Annotated in this window: 13 protein-coding genes and 11 pseudogenes; 14 read left to right on the forward strand and 10 right to left on the reverse strand. The window is 73.1% G+C overall.

Annotation, left to right across the window (positions count from 1 at the left end; all coding sequences use genetic code 11):
* Positions 1 to 67: 67 nt before the first annotated feature.
* A complete protein-coding gene (locus tag FF86_RS49080; RefSeq protein ID WP_255355804.1) occupies positions 68 to 688 on the forward strand; it encodes a DUF1684 domain-containing protein in 621 nt (206 codons plus the stop codon).
* A 191-nt stretch (positions 689 to 879) separates the two neighbouring features.
* Here FF86_RS49080 and FF86_RS15035 read toward each other — a convergent pair whose 3' ends face one another.
* The 3 genes and pseudogenes from FF86_RS15035 to FF86_RS62470 all read right to left on the reverse strand — a co-directional run.
* Positions 880 to 2,235 (reverse strand): RNA polymerase sigma factor, encoded by a 1,356-nt coding sequence (locus FF86_RS15035; protein ID WP_199865413.1) that lies wholly within the window; start codon positions 2,233 to 2,235, stop codon positions 880 to 882.
* The coding region (locus tag FF86_RS15040) for a YciI family protein (RefSeq protein ID WP_242418802.1) at positions 2,235 to 2,518 on the reverse strand (284 nt) is incomplete at its 5' end. The genes FF86_RS15040 and FF86_RS15035, both read right to left, overlap by 1 nt.
* Positions 2,519 to 2,525: 7 nt before the next feature.
* Positions 2,526 to 2,654 (reverse strand): annotated as a pseudogene (locus FF86_RS62470) (transcription initiation protein); the annotation flags it as partial.
* Positions 2,655 to 3,025: 371 nt separating this feature from the next.
* Between FF86_RS62470 and FF86_RS32000 the strand changes: the two are divergent.
* The 9 genes and pseudogenes from FF86_RS32000 to FF86_RS34235 form a co-directional block, all read left to right on the forward strand.
* Positions 3,026 to 3,206 (forward strand): annotated as a pseudogene (locus FF86_RS32000) (Uma2 family endonuclease); the annotation flags it as partial.
* A 295-nt stretch (positions 3,207 to 3,501) separates the two neighbouring features.
* Positions 3,502 to 3,867, forward strand: coding sequence for an ATP-binding cassette domain-containing protein (locus FF86_RS15050; RefSeq protein WP_044885870.1), 366 nt, complete (start codon positions 3,502 to 3,504; stop codon positions 3,865 to 3,867).
* 779 nt (positions 3,868 to 4,646) lie between these two features.
* A partial coding sequence (locus tag FF86_RS66530) for an FtsX-like permease family protein (RefSeq protein ID WP_396229895.1) occupies positions 4,647 to 4,839 on the forward strand: 193 nt, incomplete at its 3' end.
* Between the two features lies 1 nt (position 4,840).
* Positions 4,841 to 6,046, forward strand: a pseudogene (locus FF86_RS66535) (ABC transporter permease); the annotation flags it as partial.
* Between the two features lies 1 nt (position 6,047).
* Positions 6,048 to 6,407, forward strand: a pseudogene (locus FF86_RS66540) (FtsX-like permease family protein); the annotation flags it as partial.
* A 54-nt stretch (positions 6,408 to 6,461) separates the two neighbouring features.
* Positions 6,462 to 7,409 (forward strand): annotated as a pseudogene (locus FF86_RS49090) (hypothetical protein); the annotation flags it as partial.
* Between the two features lie 138 nt (positions 7,410 to 7,547).
* A complete protein-coding gene (locus FF86_RS66545; protein ID WP_396229896.1) occupies positions 7,548 to 8,081 on the forward strand; it encodes a HEAT repeat domain-containing protein in 534 nt (177 codons plus the stop codon).
* A gap of 301 nt (positions 8,082 to 8,382) precedes the next feature.
* The gene (locus FF86_RS49095) at positions 8,383 to 8,628 is read left to right on the forward strand and encodes a DUF1684 domain-containing protein (protein WP_095212178.1); all 246 of its coding nucleotides are present in this window, start codon (positions 8,383 to 8,385) and stop codon (positions 8,626 to 8,628) included.
* A gap of 635 nt (positions 8,629 to 9,263) precedes the next feature.
* Positions 9,264 to 9,431 carry a hypothetical protein gene (locus FF86_RS34235; protein WP_157866950.1) on the forward strand — a complete coding sequence of 56 codons (168 nt, stop codon included), beginning with the start codon at positions 9,264 to 9,266 and terminating at the stop codon, positions 9,429 to 9,431.
* A gap of 62 nt (positions 9,432 to 9,493) precedes the next feature.
* On the opposite strand, the gene FF86_RS49100 is transcribed toward FF86_RS34235, so the two are convergent.
* The 3 genes and pseudogenes from FF86_RS49100 to FF86_RS64120 form a co-directional block, all read right to left on the reverse strand.
* The coding region (locus FF86_RS49100; RefSeq protein ID WP_242418804.1) for an LLM class flavin-dependent oxidoreductase at positions 9,494 to 9,967 on the reverse strand (474 nt) is incomplete at its 5' end.
* A gap of 1 nt (position 9,968) precedes the next feature.
* Positions 9,969 to 10,339: pseudogene (locus FF86_RS49105) on the reverse strand (LLM class flavin-dependent oxidoreductase); the annotation flags it as partial.
* A gap of 1 nt (position 10,340) precedes the next feature.
* Positions 10,341 to 10,525 (reverse strand): annotated as a pseudogene (locus FF86_RS64120) (hypothetical protein); the annotation flags it as partial.
* Between FF86_RS64120 and FF86_RS34790 the strand changes: the two are divergent.
* Positions 10,504 to 11,310 (forward strand): helix-turn-helix domain-containing protein (locus FF86_RS34790; RefSeq protein WP_131729377.1); only part of this gene is annotated, 807 nt, incomplete at its 3' end. The pseudogene FF86_RS64120 and the gene FF86_RS34790 overlap by 22 nt on opposite strands.
* 208 nt (positions 11,311 to 11,518) lie before the next feature.
* Here FF86_RS34790 and FF86_RS34245 read toward each other — a convergent pair.
* Positions 11,519 to 11,956, reverse strand: a complete 438-nt coding sequence (locus FF86_RS34245) for an SsgA family sporulation/cell division regulator (protein ID WP_044885874.1) — start codon at positions 11,954 to 11,956, stop codon at positions 11,519 to 11,521.
* Between the two features lie 555 nt (positions 11,957 to 12,511).
* Between FF86_RS34245 and FF86_RS15085 the strand changes: the two genes are divergently transcribed.
* The gene (locus tag FF86_RS15085) at positions 12,512 to 13,333 is read left to right on the forward strand and encodes an alpha/beta hydrolase family protein (protein ID WP_242418816.1); all 822 of its coding nucleotides are present in this window, start codon (positions 12,512 to 12,514) and stop codon (positions 13,331 to 13,333) included.
* A gap of 583 nt (positions 13,334 to 13,916) precedes the next feature.
* Here FF86_RS15085 and FF86_RS66550 read toward each other — a convergent pair.
* The 3 pseudogenes from FF86_RS66550 to FF86_RS49120 all read right to left on the reverse strand — a co-directional run.
* Positions 13,917 to 14,129 (reverse strand): annotated as a pseudogene (locus FF86_RS66550) (hypothetical protein); the annotation flags it as partial.
* Positions 14,130 to 14,352: 223 nt separating this feature from the next.
* Positions 14,353 to 14,612: pseudogene (locus FF86_RS49115) on the reverse strand (TetR family transcriptional regulator); the annotation flags it as partial.
* A 1-nt stretch (position 14,613) separates the two neighbouring features.
* Positions 14,614 to 14,921: pseudogene (locus FF86_RS49120) on the reverse strand (TetR/AcrR family transcriptional regulator); the annotation flags it as partial.
* A 252-nt stretch (positions 14,922 to 15,173) separates the two neighbouring features.
* On the opposite strand from FF86_RS49120, the pseudogene FF86_RS66555 reads away from it, so the two are divergent.
* Together FF86_RS66555 and FF86_RS15110 are read left to right on the forward strand one after the other, a co-directional pair.
* Positions 15,174 to 16,351 (forward strand): annotated as a pseudogene (locus tag FF86_RS66555) (FAD-dependent oxidoreductase).
* Positions 16,352 to 16,496: 145 nt separating this feature from the next.
* Positions 16,497 to 16,784 (forward strand): EthD family reductase, encoded by a 288-nt coding sequence (locus FF86_RS15110; RefSeq protein WP_044885879.1) that lies wholly within the window; start codon positions 16,497 to 16,499, stop codon positions 16,782 to 16,784.
* Positions 16,785 to 16,786 lie beyond the last annotated feature (2 nt).

Here is a 16,786-nt window from a genome sequence, read left to right on the forward strand (position 1 = left end):
CACGGGCGAACAGGGGCCGATCGTCGAGCTCGACGAGGGAGAGTCCCTCACCGTCGACGGTGAAGCCGTGACCGGGCGCCATGTCTTCGGCCCCGTCCGCGAGCGGGAGTTCCGCAGGGCGGCGTCGTTCGGCGACGTCGTCGTCGAGCTGTCCCGCCGCGGCGGGCACGACCTGCTCCGCTCGCTCGATCCCCGGCACCCGCTGCGCGAGACCTACGTCCGGACGCCGGCGTTCGACTACGACCCCGCCTGGGTGATCCCGGCCGAGTTCGCGCCGTATTCCGCCCCGCGCCCGATCGAGGTCGCCGCGGCGGTCGACGGCATCGTGCACACCCACGAGGCCATCGGAGAAGCCGTCTTCGCCCTCGACGGTGCCGAGCTGCGGCTGATCCTCCTGCGCGCCGAGCATCTCGCGGGCGCCGGACTCATCCTGTTCACCGATGCGACGAGCGGCGTCACCACCTACCGCGCCAGCCGCCGGCTGATCACGCCCCTGCCCGTCCCGGGCAGCATGCAGCTCGTGCTCGACTTCAACCGCGCCGGAAACCTGCAGTGCGCCTACACCCCGTACGCCCCCTGCCCGCTCGCCCCGCCGCAGAACCGCCTCACGATCCCGATCGAGGCGGGCGAGCAGATCCCCACCTTCCGTCCCGAGCCCGCCGAGACCGGGGAGCACCCCGCGTCCTGATTACCGGCAGGTGCTCTTGTCCGGGACACGGGGGCATAGCTCCGCCATTCATCGCTGGTGAGGCCGCCGCCCGCAGNGGCGCAGGATCGCTCGATCAGATGAGTGGAGCGGTCGATCTGAGGTGCCCTTTTTCTTCCGGACAGGGTGAACATCGACCCCGCGGCGCGGAACCGCGGAACCGCGGAAGACGGTCACGCCAGCGCGGCCGCCTTGTGTATGAGGACCGCTCGTTCGCGGGCGTTGCGGCAGAGTCGGGCGGCGAGTTCCAGCTCGGATCGGGCCTCCGTCGTTCGGCCGAGCCGGCCGAGCAGCTCGCCGCGCACGCTCGGGAGCAGGTACGACCCCGCCAGCCGGTCGGTGGCGACGAGGTCGTCGACGATGGCCAGTGCCTGCCGCGGTCCCTGCGCCATCGCGACGGCGACGGCTCGGTTGAGTTCGACGACGGGGGACGGAGCGACGCGGCCGAGCGCCTCGTAGAGGAGCACGATCCGCTCCCAGTCGGTCTCCGGAACCGACGGCGCTGACGCGTGGCAGCCGGCGATCGCCGCCTGCAGCCCGTACGGTCCGAGGCCGGCGGCCCCGAGCGCCGCGGCCCGGTCGAGGGCGGCCAGGCCGCGGCGGATCGCCGAGCGGTCCCAGCGGCGCCGGTCCTGATCCGCCAGGAGCACGGCCTCGCCGTCGGGACCGGTGCGGGCGGGGAAGCGGGCGGCGGTGAGTTCGCACAGGGCGAGCAGCCCGTGCACCTCCGGTTCGGCGGGCATCAGGGCGGCCAGCGTCCGGGCCAGCCGGATGGCCTCGTAGGCGAGGTCGGGGCGCAGCAGGCTGTCCCCGGTGGTCGCCGTCGAGCCCTCCGTGAAGATCACGTAGAGCACGCTCAGGACACCACCGAGCCGGCCGCGTCGTTCCTCGGCCGGCGGCAGGGCGAACGGCACCCTGGCCGCGCTGAGGGTCTTCTTCGCCCGGGTGATCCGCGCCTGGACCGTCGCGACGGGTACCAGGAACGCCCGGGCTATCTCCTCGCTCGTCAGCCCGCCGACCGCGCGCAGCGTCAACGCCACGCGGGCCTCGGGGGAGAGCACCGGGTGGCAGGCGACGAACGTCAGCGCGAGGACGTCGTCGTCGATCCGGTCGGGATCCCACGGCAGGTCGTCCGACCGGTCCGCCGGTGGCACCGAGCCCGAGGCCGAGCCCGAGGCCGAGGCAGAGCCCGAGGCCGAGTACAGGCTCGAGCTGGTCTCGCCCTCGGCGAGCTGGCCGGCGAGCAGGGCGTGGCGCTCGTCGAGGGCCGACCGGCGGCGGAAACCGTCGATGGCGCGCCGCCGGGCGGTCGTGAGTAGCCAGCCCACCGGGTTCGCCGGCACGCCGTCGCGCGACCAGGCGACGAGCGCCTGGGCCACCGCCTCCTGCGCGACATCCTCGGCGAGGTCGACGTCCCCGGTGTAGCGGGCCAGCGCGCCGACGATCCGGGCGGAGGACATCCGCCAGACGGCCTCGACGGCCCGCCGGGCCGACTCGTCACGCGGCGGACCATCGACGGCCGCGGGCATCAGAGCTGGCCGGTCCGCTCGCGCCACGCCCGCTCCCTGATGACCCACTCGTTGTCCTGCGGGAACTCGTCGATGGTCGGCACCCGGCGGATCTCGCACTTTGCGCCGGCACTCGCCGGCAGGCGCCGGGCCCACTGCACCGCCTCCTCCTTCGACGCGACGTCGATCAGGTAGAAGCCGCCGAACAGCTCCTTCGTCTCGCCGTAGGGGCCGTCGGTGACCACCGGAGTCTCGCCGCCGAAGTCGACCACCACGCCCTGGGCCGGATCGTCGAGGCCCTCGGNGGCGANGAGTACGCCGGCCCGGATCAGCTCCTCGTTGAAACGGCCCACCGTCTCGAGCATCTCCTCGAAGGGTGTCGACATCATCTTCGCCAGGGACTCGTCCGTGGCCCGCATGATCAGCATGTACTTCGCCATCGTTGACCTCCTCGAGCACGGGTCGCCTACCGACCCTCTCACCACCAGGTCGAACGGCACAGCCGCCGATCGACACGGNACCCGGACGAAAATTCGACGCCTGCTCTGTGGCCGGCATCGAGTCGGGGGCCGGCATCGAGTCGGGGGTCGGCATCGAGTCGGGGGTCGGCGTCGAGTCGGGTCGGCATGACTGCTCGATCGGTCGCGGGGCCGCCGGCCGGGTCCGCGGTTCCGCGGAACCGCGGCGAGGCTCAGGTCAGGTCGGGTTGAGCCGGCCATCCACAGATCGGGGGCGGCGAAATCGGCGTTACGCTGGGTGAACGGATGTGGTCTGTCCGGCCCTCCGAAGGAGGCCCGCCAGCACGTCGGGGATGATCAGCCTTGTCTGGATGCATCAGCGGATCACGGCGGGGGAGTACGAGTCGTGGTCCGAGGAGCAGTGCGCGGGCATCGAGATCGTGGACGGGCATGGTCGTCGTGAGCCCCGGCGCGTCCAAGCGGCACAACCGCCTGGTCAAGATCCTCGCGGTGGCATTGGAGGCCGCCGCCGGTGCCGCCGTCGCCGTCGCGGATGTCGATGCCGCCGTCGGTGTGCTCGGCGAACTGCGCGAGGAACGCGATGCTGTCCTGGGCGATCCGGGCCAGGAATGGCTGGGTGTAGTAGGTCCGGCAGATGCCGCTGGACCGGCCGGTCGGACGTCCCTTCCAGCAGCCCCGACCTCCCGGTTGGGGTGAACGGGTGAACGGCGGAATCTCTCCATCCCTCGACCTTGGCGGCACGCGGGGCACCCACGAGATTGTCGCGAGCGTACGCGCGCGGTTGCGGTGGGGCAGGAAGATATGGGTCATGCACGGTGACGCGGATGTGGTTGGGCTGGAGCGGGTCGTCAAGTCCTATGGCGGTGGTCTGGCCGCGGTGACGGCGCTGGAGAACATCACGCTGCCGTTCCGGTTGTCCGGAACCCGCGCCGACCGCGCCTGGGTGCGCGAGGCGGTGGCGCGCACCGGCCTGCAGGAGCGGGTCCGACACCGCCCGGCGGCGCTGTCCGGCGGGCAGCAGCAGCGGGTGGCCATCGCCCGGGCGCTGGTCACCTGTCCGGAGATCGTGTTCGCCGACGAGGTCGTGTTCCTCTCCGACGGCCGCATCGTGGACACCGTGCCCCACCCGTCGGCGGAGGCGGTGGCCCGGCGCCTGCTCGGGCTCGGGGGGTGACGGTGCTCTGGTTGGCGCTGCGGACCCTGCGGACGCGCAGGTCCGTCTTCCTCGGCTCGGTCGTCGCCCTGGTGTGTACCTGTGCGCTGATCACCGCGTGCGGGCTATTGTTCCAGTCCGCGCTCACCTCCCATCCGCCGACCGAGCGCTACCGGGACGTTCCCCTAGTGGTCGCGGGCAGGCAGTCACTGGCCTTCACCTACGGCTCGGGGGACGGGAAGAACACCGAGCACGTGGCCCTGCCGGAGCGGGTGCGCCCCGCGGCGGACCTCGCCGACCGGCTGCGTGCCGTCCCCGGCGTGGCCGGGGTGGTCCCGGACGTCTCGCTGCCCGTCGGACTGGCCATAGCCGGAACCGAGATCATCACCCCCGACACCGTGCAGCTCCACGGCTGGGGCAGCGCCCGGCTCACCCCCTACCGGTTGACGAAGGGACGCGCACCGGCCGGCCCCGGGGAGGTGGTGGTCGACACAGACCTCGCCCGCGGCGCGCATCTCGCCCCCGGAAGCCGGGTGACCGTGGCCGCCACCGACCGGGTAGCAGGCGGTTACACCGTCGTCGGTGTCGCCGCCCCCCACAGCGCCGATCCGAGGCCCGCCGTCTTCGTCTCCGACGCCGAGGCGAGCCGCCTCACCGCGGGCCTGGTGGACGTCTTCGGTGTCTATCCCGCCCCCGATGCCGACTCCACCGCCGTGGCCAAGGCGGTCCGCCGGGCCGTGCGGGGCCTGCCGCTGTCGGTGCGCACCGGCGACGGCCGGGGCACCGCCGAGTTCCTCGACGTGGACAGCGCCCTGGAGAACGTCGTCGCGCTCAGCGCGACCTTCGGCGGCATCTCGATGGCGGTCGCGCTGTTCGTCCTCGCCGGCACCCTGGCGTTGTCGGTGCAGCAGCGCCGGCGCGAACTGGCCCTGCTGCGCGCGGTCGGTGCCACCGGACGCCAGATCCGCCGCCTGGTCGGCGGGGAGACCCTGGNGCTCAGCCTGCTCGCCTGCCTGCCTGGCCTGGTGGGCGGCGCCGCGCTGGCCTGGGTTCTTCGCGCCGTCCTGGTCGACCACGGGGTGGCGCCCGCAGCGATGCGCCTGGACGTGGGATGGATCCCGCTGCTCGTCGCTGCGGGCGCCACCGTGCTCACCGCGCAGCTCGCCGTCCTGGTAAGCGGGCTGCGCGCGGGTCGCCTGCGCCCGGCGCAGGCCCTGTCCGATGCCTCCGCGCCGCCTGCCCGCCTCGGCTTCGGCCGGTTCCTGCTCGGGCTGCTGTGCGCGGCCGGCGGGATCGCCGTGGTCGCCACGACCCGCTTCCTCACCGGCGGCGTGCTCACCGCCATCGCCGCCGGAGCCGTCCTGCTCCACCTGTTCGCCGCCGGCCTGCTCGGACCGCTGGTGGCCCGCCTGACCCTCGCCCTGCTCGGCCCCTTCATCCGCGGCCTGTCCCGCACCTCCGGCTTCCTCGCCGTGGCCAACAGCAGGGCCCACACCCGCCGGGTCACCGCGGTGTTCACCCCTCTCGTGCTGTGCACCGCGCTGGGCGGAACACTGCTGTTTCTCCAGACCAGCCGCTCCCACGCCAGCGAGGTGCAGGGCCGCGACCGCGTCCTGGCCGACCAGGCGTTGACCACCCGGCAGGGACTGCCGGCCGGCTTCGTCGACACCGTCCGCGCCACCCCCGGCGTCACCGCGGCGGCCGGCCTCACCCCCACCACCGTCGTCACCGGCGGATCGGATGGCTACGCCGCCCAGGCCGTCACCTTCGGCGGCGCGCCTGGCACCCCCGGTGGCACCTCCGGCCTGCTCGACCTCGACGTCACCGCCGGCTCACTGGCCGACCTGCGCGGCGACACCGTCGCCCTGAGCGCCGATCAGGCCCACGGCAAACACGTGGGCCGTACGGTCCGGCTGTGGCTCGGCGACGGCACCCGACGCGACCTGCGACTGGTCGCCGTCTACCGGCGCAACATCGGGTTCGGCGACTACCTCCTGCCGTACGCGGTCGTCGCCACCCACACCACCAGCCCCCTGATCCAGACCGTCCTGGTCGACACCGCACCCGGAGCCCACCTCGACTGGCAGACACTGACCACCGCCTACCCCGGGTTGCACGTCCATGACCATGCCGCCCTCACCGACGCCGAACAGCGGCAGGAAGACCTCAACGCCTGGACCAACTACCTCCTGGTCGCCCTNCTCCTCGCGTTCGCCGCGATCGCCGTCGTCAACACCCTGGTCACGGCCACCCTCGAACGCGGCCGGGAGTTCGCCACTCTGCGACTGACCGGCGCCACCCGCCGCCAGGTGCTACGCATGGTGCGCTGGGAGGCCGTCCTCATCACCGCCATCGCCCTCGTCGTCGGCGCCGCCATCACCGCCGTCACGCTGGTGCCCTTCAGCCGGGGCATCAGCGGGACCGGCACACCGTATGTGCCACCGCAGTGGGCCGCCGCTCTGCTGGGCTCGGGCCTGCTCCTGGCCATGGCCGGCAGCCTGCTTCCCGCCCGTGCCGTCCTGCGCACCCCACCGGTCCAGACCGCGGGAACGGGACGGTGATGGCCGCCTGCCGGGCAAGCAGGCGCACCTGTGGCCCCGAGGATGGGTAGGCGGTTGCGGCGGTGGCTGCGCCGCCCCGCCGTCGCCGCCGCCTCCGACGGGTGGGGCGAGCGGGATCATCTGCCGGCACCCGCGACGACCGAGCGGGTCCTTGCCGCGGCCGGGGGAGCCGATCCGAACGTCGGTCCGGCGGAGTTCGCGACCGCGCTGCTGATCGTGGCCCGCGACGGCGACCCGGCCCTGCGGGCGGCGGTCGTGACCGCGCTCGGCACGGCCGGGGCACCGTGGTGGTTGGCGGTGGACCAGGCGTTGCGGCAGCGGTGGTGGTGGGCGCCGGCCTGGTCGCGGCGCCTCGCGGCGGACCTGGCCGACGGCGAGGTGGACGAGCTGCGGCTGGTCGTGGCCGGCTGCCACCATGACGGGCGGATCCGCGAGGCGGCGGTCGTCCGCCTGGCCGACTGCGAACACCCGGCGGCGGTCGCGGTGCTCGCGCTTCGTGCCTGCGACTGGGTGGCCGAGGTGCGGAGCCGGGCGCGGTCGGTTGTCGAGGGTTGGCCGTCGCCGCCGGGCGGGCCGGCGCTGAGCACGCTGGCGGAGCTGGCGTTCGCGCTGCGCGGACGGCGTGCGGGCGGCTGGTTGGCGCAGCGGGTCGACCAGGTGCTGCGGGACCTGCCGGCGCAGCGGCTGGACCCGCTGCTGTCGGCCCGGGACCGCGGAACGCGGCGGGCCGCCTACTGCGCCGCGATCGCCGCCGGCCAGTTGAGCCTCGACCGGCTGACGACGGCGGCGATCAGGGAGGGTGACCTGCCGATCCGAACGATGTGCGCCCGGGCCGCGGTCCGGGCCGCGGCCGGTCCGGCGCACCTGCACGCGATGCTGGCCAGCCGCACCGCGCTGGTCCGGGCCGAGGCGCTGCAGGCGCTGATCGTGACCGGTGACCTCGACGTGGCCGAGGCGGCGTTGGCCGATCGGCATCCGCTGGTGCGGGGCATCGCGCAGGCGNCTGTGCGCCGCACGGGCGGGGATCCGGCCGAGCACTACCGCCGGCTCGCCGCGCGGCAGGCACCGGAGCTCGGGGTGATCGCGGGGCTCGAGGTCACCGGGGAGCTCGGGGTCGTCGCGGGGCTCGGGGAGACCGGCGTGGCTGACGACGCCGACGTCGTCGCACGATGGCTGGCGCATCCGCGGGCCCGCGTCCGGGCGGAGGCGATCCGCGCGCTGCGGCGCCTCGGGGTCACTCGGCCAGCCGAGCTGGTGCCGATGCTGCGGGACGAGTCGCCCGCGGTCGCCCGCCAGGCGGTGGCGTCTCTGCGGGGTCAGATCGGCGCCGTCGCACCGGCCGTCCTGGAAGGGCTGCTCGACGCGGACAACCCGCCGTCCCTGCGGCTCGCCGGTTACCGGCTGCTGATCGCCGGGGATGCCTGGCAGCGGCTGGCCACCAACCTGAGACTGCTCGGCGACGCCGACGAACGGCTGCGTGCCAGCGCGCGGGCCGACGTGACCGCGTGGCTGGTCAGGGAGGCGGCCGCGACGTTCCACGAGCCGAGCCGCGAGCGCGCCGCCGAGCTCGCCGGCCTGATCGAAGCTGCCCGCCCGATCCTCGGCGATCATCGAGCCCAGGTGCTGCGGTTCCACGCCGGTCTGGACGTCCTATCTACTCGGGGTCGCAGATGATCGACGTTGAGTAGCCTCGGACCAGAACCCCTCGCCGCAATCCGCCCCGCCCCGGATCGGACTTACTCGTCCAGGAAGCGCCGGGGTACAGGAGGCGCCGGGGGAATGGGAAGAGCGGACCGCACGGCGTGCCTCCGAGCTCCGTCAGAGCACGGAGTCCGGTGGGAACTCGACCGGGTAGGGCTCGGTGAAGTCGGNCGAACGGCTCACGTCGTGCCAGGCGAGGTCCGCCGCCAGGAGGCGGCGGTCCAGGGCGATCGACCCCTCGGCGGCGTTCACGCCCAGCGGCAGGTGCTCCGGGATGTCGCGGCGCCGGGCCAGGGCGACGAGGATCTCCGCCGCCCGCGCCGGGTCGCCCGCGGGGCCGGACTCGCTCTGGCGCACCCGCCTCAACCGCGCGGGGAACCTGCAGTGCGCCTACACCCCGTACGCTCCCTGCCCGCTTGCCCCGCCGCAGAACCGCCTCCCGATCCCGATCGAAGCGGGCGAGCAGATCCCCTCCTTCCGGCCCGAGCCCGCCGAGATCGAGGAACGCTCCGCGTCCTGATGACCGGCAGATGCTCGTGTACGGGACGCCCGGGGGCCTAGCGCAGCCNCTCACCTGCGCCTTTTCCGGTGTTCGGTGACGGCCTGTGATGTCCGACGGTGCCGTCTCGCCGCCGGACGGTTCGCCGGAACCGCCCCGCGAGAGGTGTGCGTGGGAACGGAGCCACGTGGTTGTTCTGTACGGACAAATCGGACGCCGAACCGTACAGAAGAACCACGGTGGCGGCTCTCCCACGCATCTGCCCCGAACCGCGGGCCGTCGTCCGTGCAGCGCCCGGCTCTAGCCACATCGCGACGTCACGCAGCGTGAAAGCAGGACAGGAAGCGGACTCCCGAGGCGCTGCATGAGCGCCGCCATTCACCGCCCACCGAGCGCTACCGGGACGTCCCCTTGGTGGTCGCGCGCCGGCAGTACCTGGCCTTCGCCTACGGCTCGGGGGATGGGAGAAACACCGAGCACATGGCCCTGCCGGAGCGGGTACGCCCCACGGCGGACCTCGCCGCCCGGCTACGTGCCCTCCCCGGCGTGGTCGGCGTGGTCGGCGTGGTCGCGGACGTCTCGCTGCGGAGGCCGTCACCGTCCTCATCACCGCCATCGCCCTCGTCGTCGGCGCCGCCATCACCGCCGTCACGCTGGTGCCCTTCAGCCGGGGCATCAGCGGGACCAGCACGCCGTACGTGCCACCGCAGTGGGCCGCCGCTCTGCTGGGCTCGGGCCTGCTCCTGGCCATGGCCGGCAGCCTGCTCCCCGCCCGCGCCGTCCTGCGCACCCCACCGGTCCAGACCGCGGGAACGGGACGGTGACGGCCGCCTGCCGTGGAAGGAGGCGCACCGGTGGGCGCGAGGATGGGTAAGCGGCTGCGGCGTCAGATCCCGCGGCGCGGCGAGGCCGGCTGGTTCGCGTGGACGAGCGGGCCGGCGCCGAGCAGGTGCAGGGTCCGCGCGCGTTCCTCGGCCGTGCCGACCAGGCTCACCAGCACATCGGTGGCGCCGAGCGCGGCATAGGCGGCCAGCCGGTCGACGACCGCACTCTCGTCGCCTACGACGGCGATCGCGCCCGGCTCGGTGAAACCGTCGCGGTCGAGGGCCGTGCGGTAGGACGGCAGTGCCGCGTAGTCGGCGTACTCGGCGTTGAGCTCGGTGCGAATCCGGTCCGGTGCGGACGTCACCGCCACCGGCAGCCCGACGACGACGCGCGGCGCCGGCCGGCCGGCGTCCCGGGCGCCCGCGCCGATCAGCGGGACCACGTGGTCACCGATGGTGCGGGGTCCGGCCAGGAAGGTAATCGTGCCGTCGGTGCGTTCCCCGGCCAGCCGCAGCATCGTGGGGCCGAGAGCGCCNAGCAGCACCGGGACGCGGACCCTCGCGCCGGGCACGGCGCTGCCGGCGGGGTCGGATCCGATTCCCGTGGCGCCGGGAACACGGCGTCCGTCGAGGATCGGCAGCAGGGTGTCGAGGTGGGTGCGCAGCGCGGCGACCGGCCGGTGGAATGGCTGCCCGTAGATCTCCAACAGCCCGGGGTGGCTGACGCCGAGCCCCAGGGTGAACCGGCCGTGCGCCGCAGCCTGCGCCGTCAACGCCTGCCCGGCCAGCACCCGGGGATGGCGCGGCTGGACGACGACGACGGAGGTGCCCAGCTCGATGCCCGGCACCTCGCGGGCCACCGCGGTCAGTACACCGATGGCGTCGTAGCCGTAGCCCTGCGGCAGCCANGCGGTGGACACCCCGGCGGCGGCCACCGTCCGGGCGATCGCCACAAGGTCGTCGATGAGGTTGCCGGAACCGGGAGTGCCGAGGCCGGCAGCAAGGTTGACGCCGATACGAATCACGTCCACCAGCGTGGTCGAAGGTTGGAACGCAGACCAGGAGCCTGCTGATGGTGCCAGTGGAAGTGACACCCTGGACGGCCACGACGGCCACGACGGCCACGACGGCCACGACGGCCACGACGGCCACGACGGCCACAGCAGACACGGCGGCTGCTCGGCGACGTGAGCTCGGGGCCTGCCTGCGGGCGTACCGCAGGCTGGTCGAACCGGCCAGCGTCGGACTCCCCGCCGGTGGGCGTCGCCGCGTCCAGGGGCTGCGCCGCGAGGAACTCGCGTCCCTGGCCGGCGTCAGCCTGACCTGGTACACCGGGCTGGAGCAGGGCCGGGCGACGGCCTCGGCGCAGGTCCTCGACGCCGTCGGCCGGGTGCTGCGCCTCGACGAGGTGGGCCGGCGGCACCTTCGCCGGCTGGTGGCGCCCGAGCCGCCGGCGATCGCCCCGCCCGGCGAGCATCTGCGTGGGCTCGCCGGCCTGCTGGACGGCTGGCCGGCGAGCCCGGCGGCTCTGCTCGACCACCATCTCGACATCGTCGCCACCAACGCGGCCTGGGCGCGGGTCTGGGGCGATCCTGCCGGGTACGAGCCGGCACGCCGGCACGTGCTCTCGCTGCTCGCCGCCGCGTCGGCGCCCGCCGAGCTGCTGCTGCCGGTGGCACGGCAGTTCCGCATGGCCGCCGACCTGCATGCCGGTGACCCGCGGATCGCCGAGATCGGCGCGCTGCTGCGTGCGGACCATCCGGCCCTGGGCCTGGTGTGGGACTGCCGGGGAATCGGCGCGTTCGGCCATCCGATGTTCGACCTGGCCGGCGAACCGGCGGCGGCACATCTGCTGCATCCCACCGGCCATCCCGAGATCNCCGTCATCGTCGCCGCGCACCCGCGCCGGACGACCTGACCCGACACGCGTCTTCCTCCCACCTTGCTCAACGAACCTGCCTCAACCCGCGGAGTCCGCCGGGAACTCGACCGGGTAGGGCTCGGTGAAGTCGGCCGCGGGGCCGGACCCGCGCCGGCGCACCCGCGCCTTCATGGCGCCCACGGTGCTCGCGTACTCGGCGTGCGGGCTACGGACCGTCGTCGTGAAACCTGTCCAGTTCGGCGTTCCAGTCGACGTGGTCGCCTTCCGCGCCGGAGGGAACCGCCGCCAACGTGTCGTTGATGAACGCGGCGACCTGTTCGTGGCGGAGCTGGACCTCGGTGTGCCGGGACGCCGACTTCAGCGACAGGACCAGCAGGCGGGTCCCGTCGTGGAACGCCGGGCGCACCTCCACGGCGCCGACACCGGTCGGCCGCCGGGCGCCGTCGATCAGGAGCTGACGAGCGAAGGTCCAGGTGACTGTCTGCACGGTACTCGTCCGTAGCCGCAGGCTGACGGCGAACGGATCGGCCCGATCGAAGCGGAGCGCCGCGGGCAGCGGCGCGCGGGTGCCGTCCGGCTGGACGAGGAAGGCCGACAGCTTCGACTCGAAGGGATTCGCGTCCGGCGGACGGCGCTGTGACATGCCACCCTCCCGCTTCCACCTGTGTCGACCGCCGAACAACGCGGCGGTCCGCCGACCCGGCCCGACATCCCCGTCCATCGTCACACGCCGGCGCAACCTGCGTGCGCCCGCCTCTCGGGCGGGGCGACGAACGGTGTGACGGACGCGACTCGCCGCCCCCAGGCCTGCGCCGGAGGACCATCTCGACCGGGGGCGCACCGATTCTCGGCTGGCGTCGGCGTGGCTCGCAACGGCCATCCGCCCGATCTTGCTATTCGCCATACTTCGTACGCTTTTCATCGCATTAGTCCGAACTAGCCCTTTTGTGGGGCCTAATTACCATTTCGCACTAGCGTCGGGGCCATGAGAGCACGGAGTTGGAGACGGCGGATCACGCTGCCCGCGGTGGTCGCGGTGAGTGCGCTGATCGGCCTGGTCATAGTGGGTTCCCCGGCNCAGGCGGCGTCGTGTACGGCGCTCGGGGCCACCAGCGACGACGGATCGTCCGTCACCTGTGTCACCTATCCGACGTCGGACGATGCGCGCCTGATCGACCTCACCGTTCATTCGGCGGCCATGAACGCGAACGAGATCGTGCGAATCCTGCTGCCGACCGGCTATGACCCGCAGGCCGATCGGACCTGGCCGACGCTGTATCTGCTGCACGGCGCGGGCAGCGGGACGTCCGGCCACGTCGACTGGACCACCAATACCGACGTCGAAAGCCAGACCGCCGGACACGGCGTGATAGTCGTCATGCCCGACGGCGGGAACGTCGGTTACTACAGCGACTGGATCGCCGATCCGCAGAAGTGGGAGACCTTCCACCTGGTCGAGCTGCGGCAGTTGCTCGAACGCAACTACCATGCCGGTCCCGACCGGGCAATCGCCGGCCTGTCGATGGGTGGGTTCGGCGCGGTGTCCTACGCGGCCCGGCATCCCGACGACTTCAAGGCGGTGGCGTCCTACAGCGGCGCCCTGCACCCCTACGCCGACTACCCGACCATCAGGACGCAGGTGTGGTCGGCCGGCAAGGACGTCCGGACGCTGTGGGGCGACCCGACGACCACGTCCGGGGCGGCGACCTGGCAGCAGCACGACCCGTACTACCTGGCCGACAAGCTGACCGGCATCCCGATCTACGTCTCGTCCGGTGACGGCACCAGGGGTCCGAACGATCCCGACCCCGGCTCCACCAACACGGAGGCGATCGTCAACTCCGAGAGCCAGGCCTTCACTCAGAAGCTCAACGACGCCTACGTCGCCGCGCACCCCGGAGCCACCGGCGATCCGCTGCTCACCACCCACTTCTACAGCCCCGGCGTCCACATCTGGAGCTACTGGACCCAGGAACTGCACGCCTCACTTCCCCTGCTGTTCTCCGCGATCGGCGCGTAGCGGCGGCCGAGCGGTGGCTCCCGTCGGGGAGCCGCGCTCATGTGGCTCCGCCGCCGGTCGCGGGTTGCGGTGCAGGTCTGCCGTCAGCCCGGCCGGTGGCGGAGCCGGGCGCGCGCCGCGAACCCGGCCACGAACGCGGCGAACGCCACGAATCCCACCGCGGCGGCCCGCCCGGTCGCGTGCGGGTGTCCGGGCAGGGCGGCGGGGATGCTCGGCTCCACCCGGCGGCTGCCCACGGTCAGACCCCCGAGGCGGGAGTCGACGTCGGCCCCGATGGTGACGAGGGGACCGGCCGGTCCGTGGATCTCGACCGTCATGCCCTCGGCGGCGAGGACGTCGGCGACGTGGCGCAGGCCGGCGCGTCCGGCGGGAACCGTGGCCGGCAACACGCCAGCCGGGAGGGCGGCGAGGAGGTCCCCCGCGACCGACCACAGCTGCCCCGGCTGACCGGTGGTGATCCGGATACGGTCGCCGGACGCTTCGAAGCGTCCGCCGACCGGCCCGGAGCCGTCCTCGACGCTGAAGGCGACGTCACCGGAGAATCGGGCTGTCACTAGCGCGCGGCGCCGTTGGTGAAGGCGCNGGGCGAGTCGTTGTCCGAGGTGGCGATCCGCAGTGTGCCGTGCAGACGCCAGGTCGCGCGCGCGGCGTCGGGCCCGGTGTCCCGCGGAACCTCGACGAGCATGTCGACAAACTGGTAGTTGATCGCGGCGCCCTTGCCGGTCAGGAAGGACCACAGGTCCTTGCCCAGGTCCGTCCAGTCGACGACTGCGCGGTCCTTACTGGTCTGCGTCATGATTGTGCTCCCCTGGTTGTCGACCAGGCGCGGAATTCGCGAAGCTCGCGCCCACCTCGAAAGTACGACGGCCGACCCCGAACCGCACCTTGAAGCGGCTGGTCGAGGCGCTGTTCCCCCATCGTCGCGACGGAAACCGGTATTCAGCCGGAGAACAGTGAGGACAGGGGAACGACAAAGCGGGTCGACCACGCGAATTGGGTCGGTAGAACCGGCGATGGGATCACGCGGAGTCGGGCGGGGATGCGGCCACCGCCGTCCATCCATGCTCCAACAACGCGAAGATCCGCTCCAGGGCGGCGTTACCGGGGTTCCCGTCGGCCGCCGGTTCCGCCTCGGGGCCGATGCCGATGCGCGCGGCGGCGAGATGGGCGGCCGCCAGGGCGAAGTGGGCGAGGGCCAGGCATGCCGGGTCATCCGCGGGCAGTCCGCTGGACTCGGCGATCGCCGCCGCCAGCGCGGTCTCGTGGCGCAGCCACATCCNGCGGGAGTGCTCGCGCAGCTCGGGCGTGCCGTCGACCAGGGCGTGGAAGTCGCGCAGGCGCGGGTCGGCGCGGCGCTCGGCCGACCGGGCGCTGGTCAGGTGGTTGCGCAGGGCCTGGGGGATCGACTGGCCGGCCGGGCGGTCGCGGACGGCGGCGACGAGGGCGGCCTCGCGGTCGGCGTCCTCGTCGAACAGCAGCGCCACCTTGCCCTCGGGGAAGTGCTTGAACAGCGTCGTCACCGACACGTCCGCCGCCTCGGCGATCTCGCGGACCCCGACCGCGTCGAATCCACGCTCCAGGAACAGCGNCAGCGCCGCGTCGGCCAGCGCCTGACGGGTGGCCGCCTTCTTGCGCTCCCGGCGTCCCACCGACGGGGTCGTCTGCTCCACGCCGCCACAGTACCGCATGGTTGAGCTGCTCAAAAAATGTATCCGTTGCACTTTTGAAGTCGTTCTGATTTTCTGGGCGTGTCCGGAGACGGCGGACCGGCGGAGGCGGAGCCATAGCGCTGCCGTCCCCGCCCTCGCTCGCCGCCCATCGACATGACAGGAGCACGATCATGGAAGTGTCTGTCCACCCCACCAAGATCGCCGTCGTCGGCGCCGGCCCCGGCGGCCTGACCTGCGCCCGGGTCCTGCAGCGCCACGGCATCGACGTCACCGTCTACGACCTCGACGCCTCGGTCGACGCTCGTCCACAGGGCGGCAGCCTCGACATGCACGCCGACTCCGGCCAGGTCGCGCTCGCCGCAGCCGGCCTGCTCGACGCCTTCCATGCGCTGGCCCGGCCGGAGGGGCAGCAGATGCGCGTGCTCGGTCGCGACGCCGGAGTGCTGCTCGACCTTGTCCCCGATCGGGGGGACGATGGTGCCCCGGAGATCGATCGCGGGCAGCTCCGCGCCCTCCTGCTGGACGCACTGGTTCCCGGCACGGTCCGGTGGGGTCACTCGGTGACCCGTCTCGAGCCACTCGGCGGCGGCGCCCACCGGTCCACTTCGCCCACGGCACGTGCGCCGAGCATGTCCTGGTCATCGGCGCGGACGGGGCCTGGTCCCGGGTCCGGGCGCTGCTCGGTGGCGCCGTCCCGGGCTACTCGGGCGTGACGTTCGTCGAGGCCCACTTCGACGACGCCGACCGGCGCCACCCGCGGGCCGCGGCCCTCACCGGCCAGGGACTGATGATGGCGCTGCACGACAACCGCGGGCTCATCGCCCAGCGCAACAGCGGCGGCCACATCCGCGTCTACATCGCCCTGCGCACCGAGCTTGACTGGCACGAGGTGGCCGGCGTCGACCTCGCCGACACCGGGCGCGTCCGCGAGGTGCTGCTGGCGGAATTCACCGGCTGGAGCCCGTCCCTGCTCACGCTCATCACCGCCAACGACGGCCCGTACCTCAACCGGCCGATCCACGCCCTGCCCGTCCCGCACACCTGGCCGCACACCCGCGGACTGACCCTGCTCGGCGACGCGGCGCACCTCATGTCGCCGTTCTCCGGGATGGGCGCCAACCTCGCGATGCTCGACGGCGCCGACCTCGCCCGGGCCATCGCCGCCCAGGCCGGCGCCCCGAACCCGGACGGCCCCGCGGGCAGCCTGGACGCCGCCGTTCGCGCCTACGAGAGCGTGATGCTGCCACGATCCGTGGAGGCCGCCGCCGGCGCCGCCGGGGCGATCGCCGCGGCCATCGCGCCCGACGCCCCGGCGGGGATCCTCACCCATCTGGCGTCCCGGCAGTAAGGGCGCCGCCCGCGGACCGGGTGGCCCGCGGACCGGGTGGCGGGCGGGCCGGGGGCGGGTGGCGCGCGCGGGTGGGGCGTTCTGGGAGAAGCTGGGACCAGCGCGTCCCGATCGGCGGATGCCGCGACTGTGAGGGGCGGTCACCATGATCCGGCTCAGCGTGCTGTACCCGAGGACCGAGGGTGCGACGTTCGACCACGACTACTATCGGGACTCCCACATCCCGATGGTCAGCGGGATGTGGGGCGTCTCGGAGGTCGAGATCGACCGCGGGCTGGACGGCCCGTATGTCGCCGTCGCGCACTTCCGGTTCGCCTCGATCGAGGCGATGAAGGCGGCGATGTCCCGCGGCGACGGCAGGGCGATCGGCGCCGACGTCGCGAACTACACCACGATCACCCCGGTGATGCAGACCAGCGAGGTGACGGGCTGAGC

The sequence above is a fragment of the Frankia sp. CpI1-P genome (genome assembly GCF_001421075.1).
GTDB lineage: Bacteria > Actinomycetota > Actinomycetes > Frankiales > Frankiaceae > Frankia > Frankia torreyi.